General features: G+C 41.2%; 16 protein-coding genes. 5 read left to right on the top strand and 11 right to left on the bottom strand.

The window, feature by feature from the left end:
- Positions 1-215: 215 nt before the first annotated feature.
- Together LEP1GSC185_RS19520 and LEP1GSC185_RS19515 are read right to left on the bottom strand one after the other, a co-directional pair.
- Positions 216-1523, bottom strand: coding sequence for an imelysin family protein (locus tag LEP1GSC185_RS19520; protein WP_008593130.1), 1308 nt, complete (start codon positions 1521-1523; stop codon positions 216-218).
- 332 nt (positions 1524-1855) lie between these two features.
- A complete protein-coding gene (locus LEP1GSC185_RS19515) occupies positions 1856-2857 on the bottom strand; it encodes a hypothetical protein (protein WP_008593096.1) in 1002 nt (333 codons plus the stop codon).
- A 143-nt stretch (positions 2858-3000) separates the two neighbouring features.
- On the opposite strand from LEP1GSC185_RS19515, the gene LEP1GSC185_RS19510 reads away from it, so the two are divergent.
- Entirely contained in the window at positions 3001-3648 is a 648-nt protein-coding gene (locus tag LEP1GSC185_RS19510) for a hypothetical protein (RefSeq protein ID WP_008593293.1), read from the top strand.
- Between the two features lie 86 nt (positions 3649-3734).
- Here LEP1GSC185_RS19510 and LEP1GSC185_RS19505 read toward each other — a convergent pair whose 3' ends face one another.
- From LEP1GSC185_RS19505 to LEP1GSC185_RS19485, 5 genes are all read right to left on the bottom strand, one after another.
- Positions 3735-5774, bottom strand: coding sequence for a PP2C family protein-serine/threonine phosphatase (locus LEP1GSC185_RS19505; protein WP_008593258.1), 2040 nt, complete (start codon positions 5772-5774; stop codon positions 3735-3737).
- 33 nt (positions 5775-5807) lie between these two features.
- The gene (locus tag LEP1GSC185_RS19500; RefSeq protein WP_008593285.1) at positions 5808-6764 is read right to left on the bottom strand and encodes a glycerophosphodiester phosphodiesterase; all 957 of its coding nucleotides are present in this window, start codon (positions 6762-6764) and stop codon (positions 5808-5810) included.
- Between the two features lie 21 nt (positions 6765-6785).
- Positions 6786-7505 carry an MIP/aquaporin family protein gene (locus LEP1GSC185_RS19495; protein ID WP_008593402.1) on the bottom strand — a complete coding sequence of 240 codons (720 nt, stop codon included), beginning with the start codon at positions 7503-7505 and terminating at the stop codon, positions 6786-6788.
- Between the two features lie 8 nt (positions 7506-7513).
- Complete coding sequence (locus LEP1GSC185_RS19490) at positions 7514-8254, bottom strand: SDR family NAD(P)-dependent oxidoreductase (protein ID WP_008593208.1); 741 nt, start codon at positions 8252-8254, stop codon at positions 7514-7516.
- A 136-nt stretch (positions 8255-8390) separates the two neighbouring features.
- Entirely contained in the window at positions 8391-8834 is a 444-nt protein-coding gene (locus LEP1GSC185_RS19485) for a MarR family winged helix-turn-helix transcriptional regulator (protein ID WP_232298469.1), read from the bottom strand.
- A 125-nt stretch (positions 8835-8959) separates the two neighbouring features.
- Here LEP1GSC185_RS19485 and LEP1GSC185_RS20065 point away from each other — a divergent pair, with 125 nt between their 5' ends.
- Positions 8960-9124 carry a hypothetical protein gene (locus LEP1GSC185_RS20065; RefSeq protein ID WP_008593290.1) on the top strand — a complete coding sequence of 55 codons (165 nt, stop codon included), beginning with the start codon at positions 8960-8962 and terminating at the stop codon, positions 9122-9124.
- A gap of 82 nt (positions 9125-9206) precedes the next feature.
- Here the strand turns inward: LEP1GSC185_RS20065 and LEP1GSC185_RS19480 are convergent, their stop codons facing one another.
- Positions 9207-11138, bottom strand: coding sequence for a ricin-type beta-trefoil lectin domain protein (locus LEP1GSC185_RS19480; protein ID WP_010516008.1), 1932 nt, complete (start codon positions 11136-11138; stop codon positions 9207-9209).
- A gap of 283 nt (positions 11139-11421) precedes the next feature.
- On the opposite strand from LEP1GSC185_RS19480, the gene LEP1GSC185_RS19475 reads away from it, so the two are divergent.
- Complete coding sequence (locus tag LEP1GSC185_RS19475; RefSeq protein ID WP_008593282.1) at positions 11422-11961, top strand: DUF4442 domain-containing protein; 540 nt, start codon at positions 11422-11424, stop codon at positions 11959-11961.
- Between the two features lie 19 nt (positions 11962-11980).
- Here LEP1GSC185_RS19475 and LEP1GSC185_RS19470 read toward each other — a convergent pair whose 3' ends face one another.
- The 3 genes from LEP1GSC185_RS19470 to LEP1GSC185_RS19460 form a co-directional block, all read right to left on the bottom strand.
- Positions 11981-12652, bottom strand: coding sequence for a class I SAM-dependent methyltransferase (locus tag LEP1GSC185_RS19470; RefSeq protein WP_008593446.1), 672 nt, complete (start codon positions 12650-12652; stop codon positions 11981-11983).
- Entirely contained in the window at positions 12653-13495 is an 843-nt protein-coding gene (locus LEP1GSC185_RS19465; protein WP_008593271.1) for a GGDEF domain-containing protein, read from the bottom strand.
- 87 nt (positions 13496-13582) lie between these two features.
- On the bottom strand, positions 13583-14533 hold the full coding sequence (locus LEP1GSC185_RS19460) for a helix-turn-helix transcriptional regulator (protein ID WP_008593107.1): 951 nt from the start codon (positions 14531-14533) through the stop codon (positions 13583-13585).
- A gap of 64 nt (positions 14534-14597) precedes the next feature.
- Here LEP1GSC185_RS19460 and LEP1GSC185_RS19455 point away from each other — a divergent pair, with 64 nt between their 5' ends.
- Positions 14598-15419, top strand: a complete 822-nt coding sequence (locus tag LEP1GSC185_RS19455) for an alpha/beta fold hydrolase (RefSeq protein ID WP_008593283.1) — start codon at positions 14598-14600, stop codon at positions 15417-15419.
- A 238-nt stretch (positions 15420-15657) separates the two neighbouring features.
- A complete protein-coding gene (locus LEP1GSC185_RS19450; protein WP_008593394.1) occupies positions 15658-17565 on the top strand; it encodes an adenylate/guanylate cyclase domain-containing protein in 1908 nt (635 codons plus the stop codon).

Genomic DNA, 17565 nt, shown 5'->3' with positions numbered 1-17565 from the left:
TTTAAAGCGGCTAACAGAGCCATGGTGTTATCTCCACCGGAAGGATCGCATCCAAGTGAAAGTAACGCAATCGTAAGAAATAAGATCGATCCTTTTAGACCGATCCGGTTTTTTTTATGGTCCCCGTTTTTGTGGAGACCTTTGTTTTTATCACAGTTCATTTTTTTATCTTTATGTCGGAAAATAAGAGTCCGACTCCCATACATTGTAATCGATTAGAGTCCTAAAACATTCTTCGCTCTAACTATGTTTTGAGCCAATGTCGTATTGATCAGTAAACCTACATTTTCCAAAACGTTATGTTGGCTATCTGTAGGGTGCATAATCACTTGATCATAACGGTGAGATAAACTTCCGCTTGGGCAAGACGAAGTGTAATTGGGATCGGAACTCTCATTGTCCAGATTGATACAGAAAGTATCTCTTGCTCTCTCAATTTCGGAAACGACTGAGCCTTGGTTCTTGCTACTCAGAAGATTGACGAGTCCCGCTCCCGTACTGATATTTACTCCTTTCTTGATGCTGTAGTTCCCGGTCCAAATATTATAAACACCTTGCGCATCATAATAGAAGTCCGCTTTAGTAGTGTCGCTGAAACAGGAGTGTTCGTCTTCTTGGAGTTCACTATCCACACCCGATAAACGATCTCCTCCCAATTCCTGAACCATGAATGCGGTAAGACCGTCGAAAATATTCTTTAAGGACGTATCCGTATTTCCGGAAGCTAAAAAAGTATCCGTTCTGTAAATGCCGGAAGTAACTGCAGGATCCCATTGGTTTCTAACTTGCTGTAAATGACCGATCAAGCCTTGAGTGACCGCCAAAACATAAGCTCTTCTATAACTGGGTACTCCGCCTCCTGAAAAATCAGTTGCTGGTCTTTGCCCAGGAACCGAGTTGTTTCCGCTGCTTGCATTATCTTGTCCCCAAAGAAGATATTCGATCGCATGATAGCCGGTCATAACTACTTTCTCGGTATCGCCTTCGCTACCGGAAGCTAAGGAAGAATCACCGTTTTTAGAGTAGATGTCCGCAAAAGTAGGAGCGGAAGATAAGCTATTTAGGTAATTGTCTATGACTACTTCATCTAAAGGCCATGCGTTGAGTGCGCCTTCACACTCATCGGTTCCGGAGTAATTGGAACCTCCCGGAGCTCCGCAGAAGCCCGGATCTGCATCGATCGGTCCGTTGCTGAAACGAAAGGCTTCCGTAACCAAGTAACTGGATCTTGCTACAACCCAGGCGTTTCTGGCAGCAGTCAGATTTGCCTCGTTGGGAGTAGTAGTGAAGGTAGTAAGTGCAGTAAGTAGGTTTGTTGCATCTGTTGCCGCTTGGTTATAGGATTCATAGGCAAGGTCCGCATAACGGTTGAGTGCTTGGACTTTCGTTGCGCTGGCAGGAATATCCAAACCTAAAAGCGCTGCGGCAGCATTATTGCTACCAGGACCCTCGCAAGAAATCAGGGAACCGAACAGAGTAACGCTGAACAGAATTGAGAATATTCTTGTATGGATGTTTCGCATGGAAATCTCCTTTAAATTTGGGAAAAATCCCCGGTCTGGATAAAATCCGACCGGGGCCAGAGATGAACTGTGGGGATGACTCCCTCCGGCTCCTGGGACAGGGACCGGCTTGATTTTGCAAGTGAGAATAAGTCTCAAAAAAAGTCAATGAGGTTTTTTCCTCACCACTATCTCATCTCGGCCGCCTCAGGAATTTTTTGTCTAAATCCCGTTTTGCTCCAATATATCCAAAAGGAACGGTCTTTTTGGATTAAAAGAAACTGAGGCTGACTCTCAAAATTTTCGAGAAAGGGACCCTGGTCAATCCGAAAAAGGTCCGAGGTAAAAGAATATTAAACTTCAGTCAGTAAACCGTGAGAACGATCTTCAGTAAGTATTTCAAAGGCTGCACTTCTGGCAGATCTTAAACGAAGCGGAGAAGTTTCCCCTTTTCTTTGGACCAAAACTTCTGCCCTTGCTATTTTGCTATTTAAACAAAACTTCCAACCGCCCGGAGGATTCGCATAACGCAGGCAGGCAAAATCCTTTTTATCCGCGTGTATCCTTCCCTCTATTTTTATTTCAGGAGAAGAAGCCTGAAATTTCCAATCGAAATAATGATAGCTCGCTCTTCCGAAAGAGGAGAATAAGCCGTTTAGTGCATACTCTTTTCCGTGCAAACGTAGGACAATTGGAGTGATAGCTGGAGTCCAGAGAGGTCCTATCTTGATCTTTGCAGTTGCCAGTTCTAGAAAGGAGCCTTCTTCTCCATCGAAGCCAGCTACTTGTCCCCACGCATATTGGTCCGTATGTTTCGGGCCCCAGTTATGATTTTGACTACCTTTCCAATCTTTTAGATCTATTTTATTATTTTCTAATTTTATAAATCCATTAAGTAGTAGGGAAGGTTTTCCGACGAGCACCTTTGCCTTTGGGAAACCTCCCGAATATAGATCTTTAGGAAATAGAAAAAGAGGATTATCGCCTCCGGAGAAGTTTAGGTCCCATTCTATATTCGTAGAACCTTGCTTGTTTCCGGATTTGCCCTTTAAACCTTTATGGTCTTGAACGGAAGAAGAGATCCTGATCTTAAAAGGATCTCCGGAAAATTCGCATTCTGAGATAGGATATTCCGATTTAGAAACATAATGTTTTCCGTTTTCTCCGTCGAAATAGATCGCCCATAATTCTCCTATTGAATCTTGAGGATAACGTTTGGGAGAAAAAATAGTATAACGGATCCAAATTGCAAGAGGACGAACCGGATGATTTCCTCTTACGAACCAGCTTTCATAATGACCCTTGTTCGAATCCGAACGAAATCTGGGAAAATCATAATCTTGGTCAATATTCATGGGGAAAATATTCGGTCTTTCATAGTAAGGAGCAACTAGAATCTGCGAGTTAGTTAAAGATCTAGCTTAAATTTCTTCTTAAAAAATAATATGAAAAGATTTATAGTGTCGACGATTTTGAAGATAGTGAGGAACATTTGAATATGGAGATTCCTTCCTATTCTCTTTCCGATTGGAGAGCTACAGTCGCCAAATATGCAGAGGAAATTCTTCGCATCGGCCACGAAAAGTCGCCTTTTTGGATCGCTGTTCGCACATTCGTTTCCGCTGCATGCGAGACCGATGATCCGGAACCTTTTTATGATGATTTGGACTCAGGGTTCAAAAGGGAATTAACCGAAGAGGACGAGGCTCGTTTGGACGAGGTATTGTCTTCTTTTTGGGATCAAGCCACTGCGGTGCTAATCGCAATTTCAGAAGCCTATAGCGACGAAGACGAGGACAGAAGCGAAGAGATCACCGACGAGGCAATTTCGGGCCTACTTTCCGGACTGAACGATGCCGGCGTAAAAACGATGTCGGATGCAGAACTTCTAGAAATAGCCGTTTTAGTCCTAAACAGTCGATTAAATTATCATAATGTACCTGTGGAGCCAAACTTTTCCATCAAAAGTTTGAATTCTATCCCCGATCTGGAAGAAAGAAGGATCTTAGAGCCTTTCGTTACCTTCTTGATCGAAGATTTCAAAACGGTAGAAGATAGGGAAGAAAGGTTCGCACTATTAATGCAGATCTTATTCGATACTTTATGGGCCCTATTTTATCTTGGGTTAGAAGAAGACGAAGAATAGATCATTCTACGGACTTTTCTCCAACTCTTAGTTTTTACTTTCTGGAAAAAACGATTACGATCGACGAACTCAGGATCGTAAGTTAATTAAACTCTTTCTATTGCGATCAAACTGATATCATCCTGAGGCTGGGAATATTCTAACCACAGGTCCAGATCTTTCATCACAATGTCAGGGATATTTTCGATAGGCTCTTGCGAAAGTTCGGAGATCCGTTTTCTCAATCTGGATTCTCCCCAGGCTTCTCGTTTGGAATTGAATTGTTCGAATACTCCGTCCGAAAAAAGGAACATCCTATCTCCGTTTGAAAAATCCATTTCTTGGTTCTCGTAACTTTTTTTGTTTTTCAAACCTATGATAGCGCCTGTCCTTCTCAAATTCATAAGATGAGAAGAATGTACCAAAATCTGATCCGGATGTCCTGCAGACGCGTAAACTAATCTGTTCTCTCTGGCATAAATATCCACGATAATAGAAGAGAATATCGTTCCTAAAGAGGAGAATTTTCTCTGGAACTTATCATCCAGAAGATCCAAGCAGAATCCGGGATCTTTTGCTCCGAATTTGATACCTTCATATTCCGCCTTGATCACCATAGTGACTAACGCAGCTTGGACTCCATGTCCGGTGGCATCCGCAAGAAAGATCCGATACACACCTGGTGAAACTTCGAAAATATCGTAAAAATCCCCGCCAACTTCGTCTCTTGGCAAATATTTTACTGCGTATTTTAATTCTTTATAAGATTCCACATTCTCCGGGAAAAGTTTCTTCTGAATTCTTTGGGCAACGAGTAAGTCTTTACGTATTCTTTCCAGGGAATGATTCAATTCGGAGGTTTTTTCCCGAACGAGGACTTCTAAATTGTCTTTTAAAATATTCAGAGCGCTGTTAGTGATCCTTAAATTTTCGCTGAGTATTTCAGATTTTCTGAATGCTCTTGCTATCCTTCTGGAAAGCACCAATGACTGGGAAAGAGTAAATACGAGAAGTCCGTAAGGAGAAAGATTGATCCCTCTTAGATTTAATTTGTCCCAAAGTAGGTCTATTCCAACAGTGATCCCAAATGCGAAAAATCCTGTAAGGAACAGGAGAGAATCTTCTCTTTTTCTCCAAACTCCCAAACAAACTGTAAACAGTACATATAGTAAGCCGATCCCAGTTACGATTTGGAACGGACCTACGATCTTTGTGAAAAATCCGATCGGGAATAATAAAGTAATATCGTAAACGATCGCTATCACCCAAGCAACAGCAGGTACCCAAGAGAATGTGTCCTCCGGAAATAAGGAACGATGGAACATTAAAAAGATCGGGACCGGCGTATAGAAAGAGAAGAACTCCAATCTAAAAACGGACTCCCAAGGGAAATCCGGAAAAATTTCCAAAACAAGCCTATTGCCGATCAATGCGACTCTCAAAGTTACTAAAAATGTAAATAATGCAAAATAGAATGCGGATCTTTCCTTTCTTCTAAAAAGAAAAAGTCCCGTATGATAAAGTCCGATGAGAAGAAGTCCACCGAACAAAAATGATTCTCTTGATTGAGTGATCAGCTTTTCCCTATAGATCGCTTCTAAGGTCCCAATTTTTGGAACCTGCCAGAAACCGCCGAAATTATTGATCCAGTTGGAGCCTTGTATTAAAATTTCAGTATTTGTTCTTTCTACTCTTAAAGGTAAATATACCGATTTGATCCTAGGTATTTCAGAAGAAGGTTCTAAGCTCGGGTTTCCAGAAGAATATATTAATCTTCCGTTATAATATAATTTGTAAGCTGATGCGAAGTCAGGCATCATCAATCCGATCTCTTTTTTTAGATCTTCTTCCGGGAAGATGATGGATAAACGAAAGCTTGCCGCTCCTTCTCTCGGAAGAATTTGATCTCCTTTTTTGGTATCTTGCCAAGAGTGAGGAACGGATAACATGTCCCAACTAGCTGCGGAACTTTTTTCAGGAGAAACAAATTCTCCATATAAGAATTGCCAATTCCCGTTTAATGGAATGAGTTCGGAATGTTCCTCGAGATCCTGAGGGGAAATTTGCAACACTCCGTCTCGGATCGGCGCCGCTTCTAAAGAGAAGCAGAACAAAAAAGTGGAAAGAAGTAAAAGAGACCGCTTCACTTCCAGTTAGGATAAGCAGAACCGAAAGTGTGTCTAATGTTTTTTAAGAACGGAATTCAACCGATCCGGATAATCCGTAATAATTCCATCTACGCCTGCTTTAATCAATCTTTCCATTTCAACTGTATCATTCACGGTCCAAGGAATCACTTTAATTCCTAAAGAATGCGCCTTTGAAACGAATTCATCCGTAACATATAAAAAATAAGGGGAAATAATATCCGCTTTTAACTCTTTTGTTTGATTTAAAACAAGTTCTCGTCTGGAACCACCGAGCCCGAATTTCATAGCCGCTCCTTGCGGATAAGTGAGAGAGAATAACGCAGAAGTTTGGATCTTAGGATTTTTTTTCTTAGCTAAAGGAAGTGCTGGAAGATAAAAAGATTGGATCGTTGTGCGATCTACAACCTTAGCAGCTTCGATTGCTTTGATCAAAAGACTAACGTGAGCTTCTAAAATTTCGTTAGAGACTTGTGACTGTTCATCATTCGGGAATTTTGTCTCTATATTGAATTTAGGGATAATTTTTCTTTTTCCGGTTCTTTCCCAAGTTTGGACCTTTTCAAAAAATTCTTGGATGGTTAAAAGTTCGGTTCCAGGAACGGAGATCTGTTCGGGGAATTTAGGATTTTTTTTAGCTCCGCAGTCCAGTTGTTTTAATTCGGCAAGAGTAAGTTCGTAAATGGATTTGGAAATGATCTCTGATCCGTCTTTTTTGGAGCATAATGCGGGATTGGATTCGGAATCATGATGTATTATGATTTTCTGATCCTTGGTCAGGACAGTATCCAACTCGAGTGTGGTCATTCCTTGGGAAAGAGCTTCTTCGAATGCAGGCCAGGTGTTTTCCGGTTTTAAACCTCTGGCACCTCTATGGCCTTGCAGATCCAAGTTTCCGTCGATCGGAACGTTTCGAATCTGTTCTCCGCCGCAAGATAAATAGATTAAAAAGAGTATTAAGAATGTTTGCTTGATATGGAGTGATTTCATACTTCGATTCGATCCTGCCGATTATAGTAAAGATTTTAAGAATATTCCTGCGACTGTTCCGCCTGCTAAAGGAGCAAGAATTGGAAGCCATGCGTATTTCCATCCCGAGTTTCCTTTGTTTGCGATAGGAAGAATATAATGCGCGAGCCTCGGTCCCAGATCTCTTGCCGGATTGATCGCGTATCCCGTGGTTCCGCCCATAGAAAGTCCGATCACCCAGACCAGAACGCCCACATATCCTACACCGATCGGAGTGGTCACATCTGCGATCTGAGGGGAGAATATGGAATGTAGTCCGATGATCAATAGGAAGGTGCCTAAAAATTCGCTGATAAAGTTGGAAGGTGGGTTAGAAATTGCGGGATCAGTGGAGAACACTGCCAAAATTTTTCCGGAATCCTTTGTCTCCTTCCAATGAGGAAGATAATGCAGGTATACCGCCACGGCTCCTAAGAACGCCCCCAGAAATTGTGCGGGAAGGTATATTGGAATTTTGGAATATTCTCCTGATTGTACCGCAAAAGCTAAAGTAACTGCGGGATTTAAATGAGCATCCGCACTTCCGAATGCTTTGGCCGTAAAAACTCCTAAAATAACCGCGAATGCCCAGGCTGCAGTGATCACGATCCAACCGGAATCTTTTGCTTTAGATTTTTCTAATAAAACTCCGGCTACTACTCCGTCTCCTAAAAGTATGAGCACAAATGTGCCTAAAAATTCTCCAAAAAAAGGGGACGTCATCTTATTTATTACCTCATTTTTCCCATCAATTTAACCGTAGCTTTCCTTCCGATCAGCTTAGAAACTTTTACTAAAACTTTATTCGGAAGACCGGAAACCACAGTGGGAGAACTTCTTTTTTTCAAGGCCGCCAAAGCGTATTCAACCAAGGTTTCTGCGGATTGGGCGATTGCTTTGGGAAAATCCTTAGGATCTCCTCCCGCTCTTTCGAAAAAGTTGGAAACGGTCACTCCAGGGCAAAGGCCCATAACGTAGACACCTCTTTTTCTCTGCTCATACCATAAGGATTCACTAAAAGAAGTTACGAATGCTTTGGTCGCGGAATATACTCCGGAAGAAGGCATAGGAACAAGCCCCAGAGTAGAAGATATATTCATCAAAGAATCTCCTTCTTTGGAATTTTTTAAGAAAGAATATGATAAAGAAACGAGAGAATCGATATTAAGACGAGTCATCGCCTGTAACCTATGGAGATCCGCTTTATCAAACGGTCCGTATACTCCGAAACCTGCATTATTTATTAGCAAATTGTAATGATTATCTTCTAACTCTTTTTGAATCTTTGCGGTTGATTTCGGATCGGATAAGTCTGCAACGATAAATGAATGACCTTTTCCAAGTTCATCTACTAGTTGTTTGAGTCTTGCTTCGTTTCTTGCAACCGCGGTGATCTGATAACCTTTTGCAGCTAGTTGTTTTGCGAATTCTCTTCCGATACCTTCGCTTGCTCCGGTGACTAAAGCTTTCATCCTTTCCTCCCCCAAAAATTCCCGAAAAATTAGGAATTCATTCAGTTCTAAAAGTTTTCGCAGAATTGTTCCGCAAAATCGGCTAGTTGAGCAAGCTTAAAAATATAAGCAAAATAGTAGAATCCTTCTAAAAAGTTTATGAATCCGGTCGGTTCTGCAAAAGTTTTTCTCTTTCTTCTTCCATGATCCGGATCGATTTGCGGGTATAATCCAAAATGATCTTTAGTTCTTCGGCGGTGTAAGCAGAAAGTTGTTCCCAAACCGATTTGGCTAAACCTTCGAACAGGCTTCCTATTTTCTGCATGGCGGCCATATCTTGGGTCAGGAAAATTCTCACCTTTCTTCTGTCATTTGGATCGTTTTTGCGTTCCACCAGGCCCTTTTTCTCCAATCGATCAATCAGAGAAGTTACTGCGCCAGTGCTTAGTCCCATCGTTTTAGCGATCTCTCCCGCTGTTTGAGGGCCCTGAGTAAACAAAAAGTCCACACATTTGTGATCCGTGATATAAAGCCCGAGCCGATCGGCGATAGTCTGGTGGAATAAAATGGATACTGTACTCAGGTTTTTGGAATCGCTCATAATGGATTCCATCAGATCGGGTTTCGTTTTTGGGATTTTTTTATCTTGCAATTATTTCGACCATCTAATATCTCGATAATCAAGATAATTAATCATCGAGTTAATTCGATTTAAGGAGAACAAATATGGCAGAAAATAGCAAGAACGAAATTCCGGATTATCCTTGGTATTCTTGGGGATCTCCCATCGGTTTAGGGATTTGGATGATCTCTGCTTCTAGTTCCTTCTCGGTTTTTGTGTATTTTTTAGCCCAGGCTTATACAACTGTGAAGTCAAGCTTTGGGGGCTAAAAAAAGAAGAAGGTCCGCAAGATCCGGACCTTCTGTATATTCCCGGCCTCAAAACCGAGAGGATAAATCTTATTAGGATTTATTAATATGATCTTTTCCAGAGTTGGTTGCTCGTATTTTTGAACTCCCATTGGCTCACTAAAGATCCACTGGAGGTTCCGTTTGCATCCACAGCATACAACGAGTTGATCCGATTTCGGATACTATCTCCCACGAAATCGAATCTCATATTGTTCATATCCTTACAATCCCAGAGAGCGATCTTTCCGCCGTTACGAGCCTCTCCTCCGTTATCCATACATTTGTAAGGATTTAGTTTGCTTCTGAGGAAACCGTTCCCTGCATCGTAATACCATTTTTGAGCGTCCGTTCCGTTACAGTTGTAAACTTGGATCCTTGCTCCATTATCAGTGCTGCTCTTATTTACATCCAAACAAAGATTAGAAGCTTGGTTTACGAGTGCGAAGTAAGGAGACTCGTAATTTTTCTCCCAACGTTGGTTGTTTCCGCCATGCCAGGTCCATTGGCTGACCAAGGAGCCGCTCGTAGAACCGTTTGCATCCACAGCGATAGATTCGTTTTGTCTAACCCGCATAGAATCGTCGTAAAAATCGAATCTCATATTGTTCATATCTTTACAATCCCAGAGTACAATCTTTCCTCCGTTCCAATTCTCCGCTCCGTTATCTAAACATTTATCATTATTCAGTTTGCTTCTTAGATAACTTGTAGAATGTTCATAGAACCATTTTTGGGCGTTCGTGTTATTGCAGTTCCATACTTGAACACGAGTTCCGTTATCAGTTCCGCTGCTGCTCACATCTAAACATAAATTGGATTGTTTACTTTTTAAAGTGAAGTATCTAGGTTCTAGATCGTTTACATCCATACATGCTTCGAAGGCATATTGAGAGAAGCGTGGACCTGCAAAGTCTACCATTGCGATATTCAAACGTTGTCCCGATTTTTTGGCTTCTCTATCCAAGTCATAAACAAAACTTGCATGATCCAATTTATCATTGGTAAGATCTTCTATACTTCCCCAATAAGGTGGGAAGATGATCTGAGTCGCATTCGGAGTTAGGATCATTTGAGCTACGTAAAATTTACCTTCTCTATTATCTTTGATACGTGCTCTAAGTCCATTGATCAGATCGGATTCGCTTCCGGTATTTTGCCAGTCGCTTTTCATCGTTTGGCCTTGGTTCCAATACAATTGAGATAAGTCCGCGTAATTTCCGCCGCCCCAGATTAGGATCACATTCTTGTCTAGGTCCCAAAGTTGGGCAAAGTTCACCGAATTCCCTAAATTACGAGGAGCCATTCTGGAACCTAAGTATGGAAGAACCAATTGGTCCTTTAGTTCGTAATGCTCTGCATCGCTCATGCTATCCACATTCTGGATATGAACGAATACGATCTCTTTTTTACGATTATTTACGAAGCTGGAGATATGTTGGAACACTTCCTGAGCGGAAACAGAAACGCTGGACCCATGGTGAATCTTAAATTGTCCGTCTATCTTTTTGATCCTTAGATCGAAGTAGCGATATCCTAGAGCCAATTGTTCTCCTACGTTATATTCCTGAGTTTGGGAGATATTTTCGTCTATTCCGTTGATCCCGTAAGTTCCCGAGTCGTGAGTTCCAGGGATACAAATGTTTCTGAGCTGGGTATTCGATCTGGACTGGTATCCGCTGCTCATCCAAGCCTGCGGGTCAATCTGCAATTTTGGAGCGTAAACAGGGATAGGACTTCTTCCGTTTTTACCCTTGGTGCCGCCCCCTTCGAAAGGTATTCCACTCGGCTGGTCTAAAGGCGCAGGAGTGAGGTATTCCGCTTTATAATTTATGTCCGCTGGAAGAGAACCGCCGGATTTACCGTTGGCTTGGACTAAAAATAACAATGAATCGTAGTTTGAGGAGGAATCTTTACATCCGGCTCCCATCAGGGAAACAGCACAAATAAATGCGGCTGCGACGATTTTGGTAGTAAGCACCTTGGATCTTTTCATTTTTTCACCATTCAAATGATCTGTTTTTCTGCATTATAAAAGTTTAATGCTTAGCTCCGATATCCGGAGTAGAAAAAGAAATATTCGAAACCTTATCCCTGTCAACGTCCTTTCGAATATTTTTAAAAAGTTAACATAACGATCGTTTTCTAAAGAATAAAAAGGTTCTATGTTTGTTATCTTAATATAACCGGAATATAAGTGGTAGTTTTCGGGAATGAGCAGAAGGGAAATCGCCTTGCAGAGATGAATACTACTTTCAATCTGACAGCAAAGAATCCGTATGAAATTATATCTTAGCGATAAAAAAGAATCCTTATCTTCTTGGTGGTTGCGTTTTCGTTTGAACCATTGGCCTTGTTTGTGGTGCACCGGCGGCAAAATACAATTCATCTCTTCCGATCTTAGAGAACTTCATGTAAGTCTAAAGAAAAATCTACGCACATTAAATCGAGTCGGTACAATTTACGGCGGAAGTATCTATAGTTCCGTGGATCCGTACTATATGCTGATGATGATGTGGATACTCGGATCGGACTATGTGGTCTGGGACAAGGCTGCAAAAGTGAAATTCGTTCGACCGATCCTCGACAAAGTAAAGATCAGATTTTTGATCACGGAAGAGTTGATCGAAAAAACAAAGCAAGATATATTAGAAAAAGGTGAAATCGTTTTCGATCTTCCCGCAAAATACGAAGATGAAGAAGGGACAGTGTACGCTACTTTCGAAAAAACGATTTACGCGGCCTCTAAGGAATTTTACGAAAAGAAGTTGGCTTCCAAGAACATGACCTCGGCATTTAAGCCGAGTAAGAGAAGCTAATACTCATTTTAGGAGATTCTTATTTAGTAGCGATCCATCCGCCCACATGCAAGGATCTGAATTTTTGAGAATATTCCGAAAATCCCGCTTCTTGAAAAAGTTCGGTGTATCTGGCGCTGCCGATGCGATGTAATTCGAATACTCTTTTTAGATAGATTCCAACTGCTTCTTCTTCCCAACCTTGGAAGTTGATTAAGTAGGATTTTATATTTTTAAATAAAGTTTCAGATCCTTCTGTTTGCGGATCGAATAGATCGAATAAAATTAGGCTTCCTCCCTTTTTTAATCTAGAGCAGATCTCTTTCAAGAGAGAAAGTTTGTCCCCGGTATCCGGGAGAAAATGTAAAACGAATAACAGGGTGGCCGAATCATATTCTTCTGCAGGTGGAAGTTCTCCTACAGTTCCACAGATGAACTTTAGTTGAGGAAATTTTTTCCGAGCCTGCTCGATCATTTCGGGAGAAGGGTCCAAACCGGTAATTGAAAACCGATCCGGGAAAATTTTTAACAATTTAGAAAAGTCTGCTCCAGTTCCGCAACCAACGGATAATATTTTTCCCTTTTCAGGAGTGTTTTCTAAAAGATAGATCGCTACCAATTCCATGATCCCTGAATAGAACGGGATCATTTTACCGATCCTTCTCTCATAAACCTGCGCCCTTTCACCTTCGAACTTTTCTACGTGTGTCATTTAATTTCCTGCCTGGACTTTTTGTAAAAGAACATCATATGTGGAACCGTCTTCAGGATACATTGCTACTCCTAAGGACACGGTGATGTTTATTTCTCCCCAAGAACCGTTGGAGCAAGATTCTGAAAATAATCTTTTGATCTTCTCCGCTCTTTCCAAAACTATATTCTTGTGTGCTCCAGGAAGAAGAAGTAAGAATTTTTCTCCTCCAATCCTGGAAGAGATATCGCTCTTTCTGGAATTTTCTAAAATTATCCGGCCCATTTCTTTCAGAAGAAGGTCCCCTCCGCTGTTACCGAATGTTTCGTTGATCTCTTTCAATCCATCGATATGTAAATAGACCACTCCTATGGAGGAGCCACTCCTTTCAGCTCTATAAAGTTCCGCTTGGAAGGATTCGATCGTATATTCTCGATTGAAAAGGCCCGTAAGTTTATCACGAATTTCTAATTCTTTGATTCTACTTTCTCTTCTTCTAAAGAGGGACTCGAATCTTTTTGCCTTCGCTTCCGTAAAAGTTTTTTCAGTGATATCCCTAAAATAGAAGGCCTTTGCGGGCTCTTTCTCATCTATCAGGATAGGAATAGTCCTGCATATAAATCTTTTTTTACCGGAAGAAAGATGCAAGGTCAGATGAAAATGATCTTTCGAATCTGCTTTTGAAAGTTCTGCATACCAAGCGGAATGTTTTATATCATTCTTTTCGGGCACGAGTCCAAGCTCTTTCGCCTGAACATTGGAATCCAAAAGTTTTCCCTTATTGTCTGAGATGAGTATCGCATCTTCCTGGTTTTCCAGAAAGTGGAGGTTTCGTATCCAGTAGTTTTTAAGAGATGAAGACATGAAAATTCTATTTAGAAAATTGTCCCTGATCTGCCCGGAAAATCAATCTTCTTCCGGCTCTCTAAAAATTCGATCTATAAGAAGTTTTTATTCGTAAATTTTTAGGATTTCTTTGGCCTTATGTCGAATTGCTTCCTGCAATTCCAAAGGTTCTAAAACAAAAACGGAGTCGCAATACTGTAGCATACTGCCTAACGCCCATTCTTTGGTTTCCATATCGATAACCATTTCCGTAAAACCTTTTTCCATCGGTTTTTGGCTCAGACATTTCATATAGGGAATACTTTTGATATGTTCCGCGGTGGCATCCGTGACCTTTACTTTGATCAGGTATTTGGGAACTCGAGACTTGAATTCTTTGATCCATTCTTCCCAATATTTGCTCAGATCGAATTTTTTAGGTCTTTCAAATCTCTCCGTTGTTATCGATGCCTCTTTGATACGAGAGATCCGATAGACCCTCATTTCTTTTCCACGTCTGGCAACAACATACCATATCGTGTCCTTTGCGACAAGACCGTAAGGTTCTATTATTCGAGGTTCAGGCTTTCCGCCTTCTTTCTCATAGATGATCTTTACTTTTTTTTCTTCCCAAACCGCATCTTGCAATATTGGAAGAAGTGGAAGTTCCCTGATTGCGCGACCCCAGCCAAGACCGTCTATATGGATCCTTTGTCTTGCAGTTTCCGCATCTTTTCTATACGCGGGAGGTAGGGACGCCATAAGTTTTACGAAAGCAGAATCAAAATCTTTCTTCTTTCCCAAATCCTCCAAGACTCGAGAAGAATGTACTAATAATAAAGAGATCACTTCTTCTTTTTTAAAGCCGGTAAGGTTTGTCCTATAACCCTCGCTTAAACTCCAACCTCCGCCGATCCCTCGTTCTGCATAGATTGGAATTCCGGCAGAAGAGAGAGCTTCCATGTCTCTATGAACTGTTCGTTCCGAAATTTCTAATTTTTTGGAAAGCTCCTTTGCGGTTGTCCTTCCTTTGGCTTGTAGGTGGAGAAGAATATTTAGAAGCCTATCAGCTCTCATAAATTTAGTATAAATCTCTAAATATGACAGAACTTGTCATGTATATTCTAGTATACTTGTTTTTATGATTACTCTAGCAACTTCCGTTTTTGGCATTGTTCTTTGTAAAGGTGAAATTATCAAAACTTCCGTCCATGGTCCTACTGGGAAAATCTCCTATAAAGACGAGGGATTCGGCGGAATGCCGGTGGTGTTTATCCATTCTTTTGGCGGGAATGTCTCTCATTGGGAAGAGATCAAGGAATCCCTTGTTCCGAACAGAAGAGTGGTCAGGATAGAACTCAGAGGTCATGGGGATTCCGAATTTCCTAAAGATGGAGATTATAGGATTTCTTCCATGGCGCAGGACCTTGCGACAGTAGTAAATCTTTTGGGACTACAAAGATTCGTTCTCGTCGGTCATAGCATGGGAGGAAGTGTAGCGCTACAATACGCAGGAGAAAATCCTAGTAGAGTCGCCGGGCTTGTACTCGTGGATTCTAACGGTGACCCAAAAAAAATACCTGAATCGGTTCGTACACAAATCAAGAATGCATTACATTCGGATTCGTATGTGCAAACCGCAGAATCCTATTGGGAACAATTATTGGCAAATTCCAAACCCGAAGTGAAAGAAAGAATTATGGGAGAATTAACGAGAACTCCGAAAGATATGGTGATCAAGGTCACCTCCGAGTTATTGGATTATGATCCAAACCATTCTTTAAAAAGATATGTGGGCCCAAAACTTGCGATAGTCACTCCGGATAACGACGATCAATTTTCGTTACATAGGCTACATTTAGGATTTCCTCACAAGGTGATTTCGGATGCCGGTCATTGGTTGCAAATGGACCAGCCGGAAGAATTCCGAAATATTCTGGAGACCTTCTTACAAAAATTCTAACATATAAAATTCCCGGATGTTTTGTCCGGGGACCCTTTGACACTTTTCATCGAACGAGAGTTATTGATTCTCGCAGGAAAAATTTTTCAAAAATGCTTCGGAATTTCTAAATTTCTTATTTAATAGATTTGGGAATCTGATTAGTATTGCTCCCGCTTTCCGCAGAAGGACCGGGAAATTCATCTTCCGATCCGAGGAAAACAGAGACACTCATCGTCTAATCTCGAATCAAAGCCATATGAAATTTCTGAAAGTTATACCACTCGTTCTATTTCTGGTTCTTACGTTATTCTCCTGCCGAAACAAAACTTCTCCTAAAATTTCTCCACTTGCAGAGAACGGAGTTTTGGATCTGAGAGATTGGAACTTTGGGGAAGACGGGATCGTAAAATTGGATGGAGAGTGGAAATTCCAATGGATGAAACTTGCGGTGTCCAGGCCGGATCTTGGACCTAAGGACGCTCAATCTCATATAGTGAATATTCCGGGCAACTGGAATCAAATCCCTAAGCTGCAAGGAATGAATCCTTTGATGGCGTTCGGATACGGTACTTATACTTTAAAAATTATTCCGGGCCAAAATCAAGGAAGGCTCATGATACATTTCCAAGGAGCCGGAACTGCCGCTTCTATTTATTTGGATGGGAAGAAGATCATGGGAAACGGAGTGGTAGGGCCCGACCAAAATTCATCTCGTCCTCAATATCTTCCTCTTTATGTTTCTATCGGGCAGCCAAACAAAGAAATGTTACTTCAGGTAGAGATCTCGAACTTTGATCATTATAAGGGCGGACTTTGGGAATCCTTACGGATGGGAACCGAAGCTGATCTTCTGAACTTTAGGGATAATAATTCTTTCAGCGAGATGTTCTTGTTCGGAAGTATTATCATAATGGCATTATATCATTTCGGTCTGTATTCTTTAAGAAGAAGGGACATGACCGGATTATTTTTCGGGGCATTTTGCGCTAGTATCTGTCTTAGGATATTCGTAACCGGAGAAAGATTTTTGATCCAAAAATTCCCTCATCTGCCTTGGGAATTTTTTAACAAACTGGAATATATTTCATTCTACTTAGCTGTTCCATTCTTCATTTATTATCTAGATGCTTTGTATCCGCATTCATTTTCAGCGAAACTAAAAAAGTTTTTCATAGCATTCAATCTGATCGTATCCGCAACGGTAGTGATCACTCCTGCGAGTATCTATACTCATACTTTGATCCCATTTCAGATATTTTTAATTTTCGCGATCTTGTGGATTTTTTTCGTTTTAGTTCGGTTAGTTAAAAACGGAGCAGAAGGTTCCCTGATGGCAATCGCCGGGATGATCGCATTAACTGCTGCAGCTATCAACGATAGTTTATATTCTCAGGCGGTGGTAAATACGGGATATTATCTTCCTTTAGGATTATTCGTTTTTATATTCGTGCAGTCCTATTTGCTTTCATTCCGTTTTTCTCAGGCATTCTTGTATATAGAACGCCTATCCGATAACCTGTTGGAAGTGAACAAGGCCTACAGTAGATTTGTTCCTTTGGCTTTTCTGAAATTTTTAAATAAAAGCAATATCACAGAGATCGGATTGGGAGATCAGGTCCAAAGAGAGATGACCATCCTGTTTTCGGATATTAGATCCTTTACTCAACTTTCCGAGAAGATGACTCCTAAAGACAATTTCGACTTCCTGAATTCTTATATGAGAAAAATGGGGCCGATTATTCGTAAACACGGAGGTTTCGTGGATAAGTATCTGGGCGATGGGATTATGGCGCTTTTCCCAAATTTGCCGGATCAGGCATTGGATGCTGCGATGGAAATGCTCCGAGAGCTTGAGAATCTAAACCAATCCAGGATGGATCGACATTATGAGCCGATACAGATCGGTATCGGTCTTCATACAGGTACGTTGATGCTTGGAACGATTGGAGAAGAAGAAAGAATGGACGGGACAGTGATCTCCGACGCGGTCAATCTTGCTTCTCGTATCGAAGGACTTACTAAGGAGTTTCATGCGAACCTTCTACTTAGCGAAAGTACATACCGCAAGTTGAAGAATCGCCGAAAGTATTCCTTTAAAAAATTAGGCAAAGTAAAAGTGAAGGGAAAATCAAAGTCCAGCCATGTATACGAGGTCTTGGGCTGA

The sequence above is a fragment of the Leptospira licerasiae serovar Varillal str. VAR 010 genome (assembly GCF_000244755.1).
Taxonomy (GTDB): Bacteria; Spirochaetota; Leptospiria; order Leptospirales; family Leptospiraceae; genus Leptospira_B; species Leptospira_B licerasiae.
Note: the sequence above shows the minus strand (reverse complement) of the source record. Positions and strands in the feature narration are given on the sequence as shown.

Bases quoted from the DNA above. Each gene is read 5' to 3' on its own strand.
- LEP1GSC185_RS19460 (WP_008593107.1), bottom strand. From the start codon at position 14,533: ATGAGAGCTGATAGGCTTCTAAATATTCTTCTCCACCTACAAGCCAAA.
- LEP1GSC185_RS19455 (WP_008593283.1), top strand. From the start codon at position 14,598: ATGATTACTCTAGCAACTTCCGTTTTTGGCATTGTTCTTTGTAAAGGT.
- LEP1GSC185_RS19490 (WP_008593208.1), bottom strand. From the start codon at position 8,254: ATGAAAGCTTTAGTCACCGGAGCAAGCGAAGGTATCGGAAGAGAATTC.
- LEP1GSC185_RS19510 (WP_008593293.1), top strand. From the start codon at position 3,001: ATGGAGATTCCTTCCTATTCTCTTTCCGATTGGAGAGCTACAGTCGCC.
- LEP1GSC185_RS19515 (WP_008593096.1), bottom strand. From the start codon at position 2,857: ATGAATATTGACCAAGATTATGATTTTCCCAGATTTCGTTCGGATTCG.
- LEP1GSC185_RS20065 (WP_008593290.1), top strand. From the start codon at position 8,960: ATGGCAGAAAATAGCAAGAACGAAATTCCGGATTATCCTTGGTATTCT.
- LEP1GSC185_RS19465 (WP_008593271.1), bottom strand. From the start codon at position 13,495: ATGTCTTCATCTCTTAAAAACTACTGGATACGAAACCTCCACTTTCTG.
- LEP1GSC185_RS19470 (WP_008593446.1), bottom strand. From the start codon at position 12,652: ATGACACACGTAGAAAAGTTCGAAGGTGAAAGGGCGCAGGTTTATGAG.
- LEP1GSC185_RS19495 (WP_008593402.1), bottom strand. From the start codon at position 7,505: ATGACGTCCCCTTTTTTTGGAGAATTTTTAGGCACATTTGTGCTCATA.
- LEP1GSC185_RS19450 (WP_008593394.1), top strand. From the start codon at position 15,658: ATGAAATTTCTGAAAGTTATACCACTCGTTCTATTTCTGGTTCTTACG.
- LEP1GSC185_RS19480 (WP_010516008.1), bottom strand. From the start codon at position 11,138: ATGAAAAGATCCAAGGTGCTTACTACCAAAATCGTCGCAGCCGCATTT.
- LEP1GSC185_RS19500 (WP_008593285.1), bottom strand. From the start codon at position 6,764: ATGAAATCACTCCATATCAAGCAAACATTCTTAATACTCTTTTTAATC.
- LEP1GSC185_RS19475 (WP_008593282.1), top strand. From the start codon at position 11,422: ATGAAATTATATCTTAGCGATAAAAAAGAATCCTTATCTTCTTGGTGG.
- LEP1GSC185_RS19485 (WP_232298469.1), bottom strand. From the start codon at position 8,834: ATGAGCGATTCCAAAAACCTGAGTACAGTATCCATTTTATTCCACCAG.
- LEP1GSC185_RS19520 (WP_008593130.1), bottom strand. From the start codon at position 1,523: ATGCGAAACATCCATACAAGAATATTCTCAATTCTGTTCAGCGTTACT.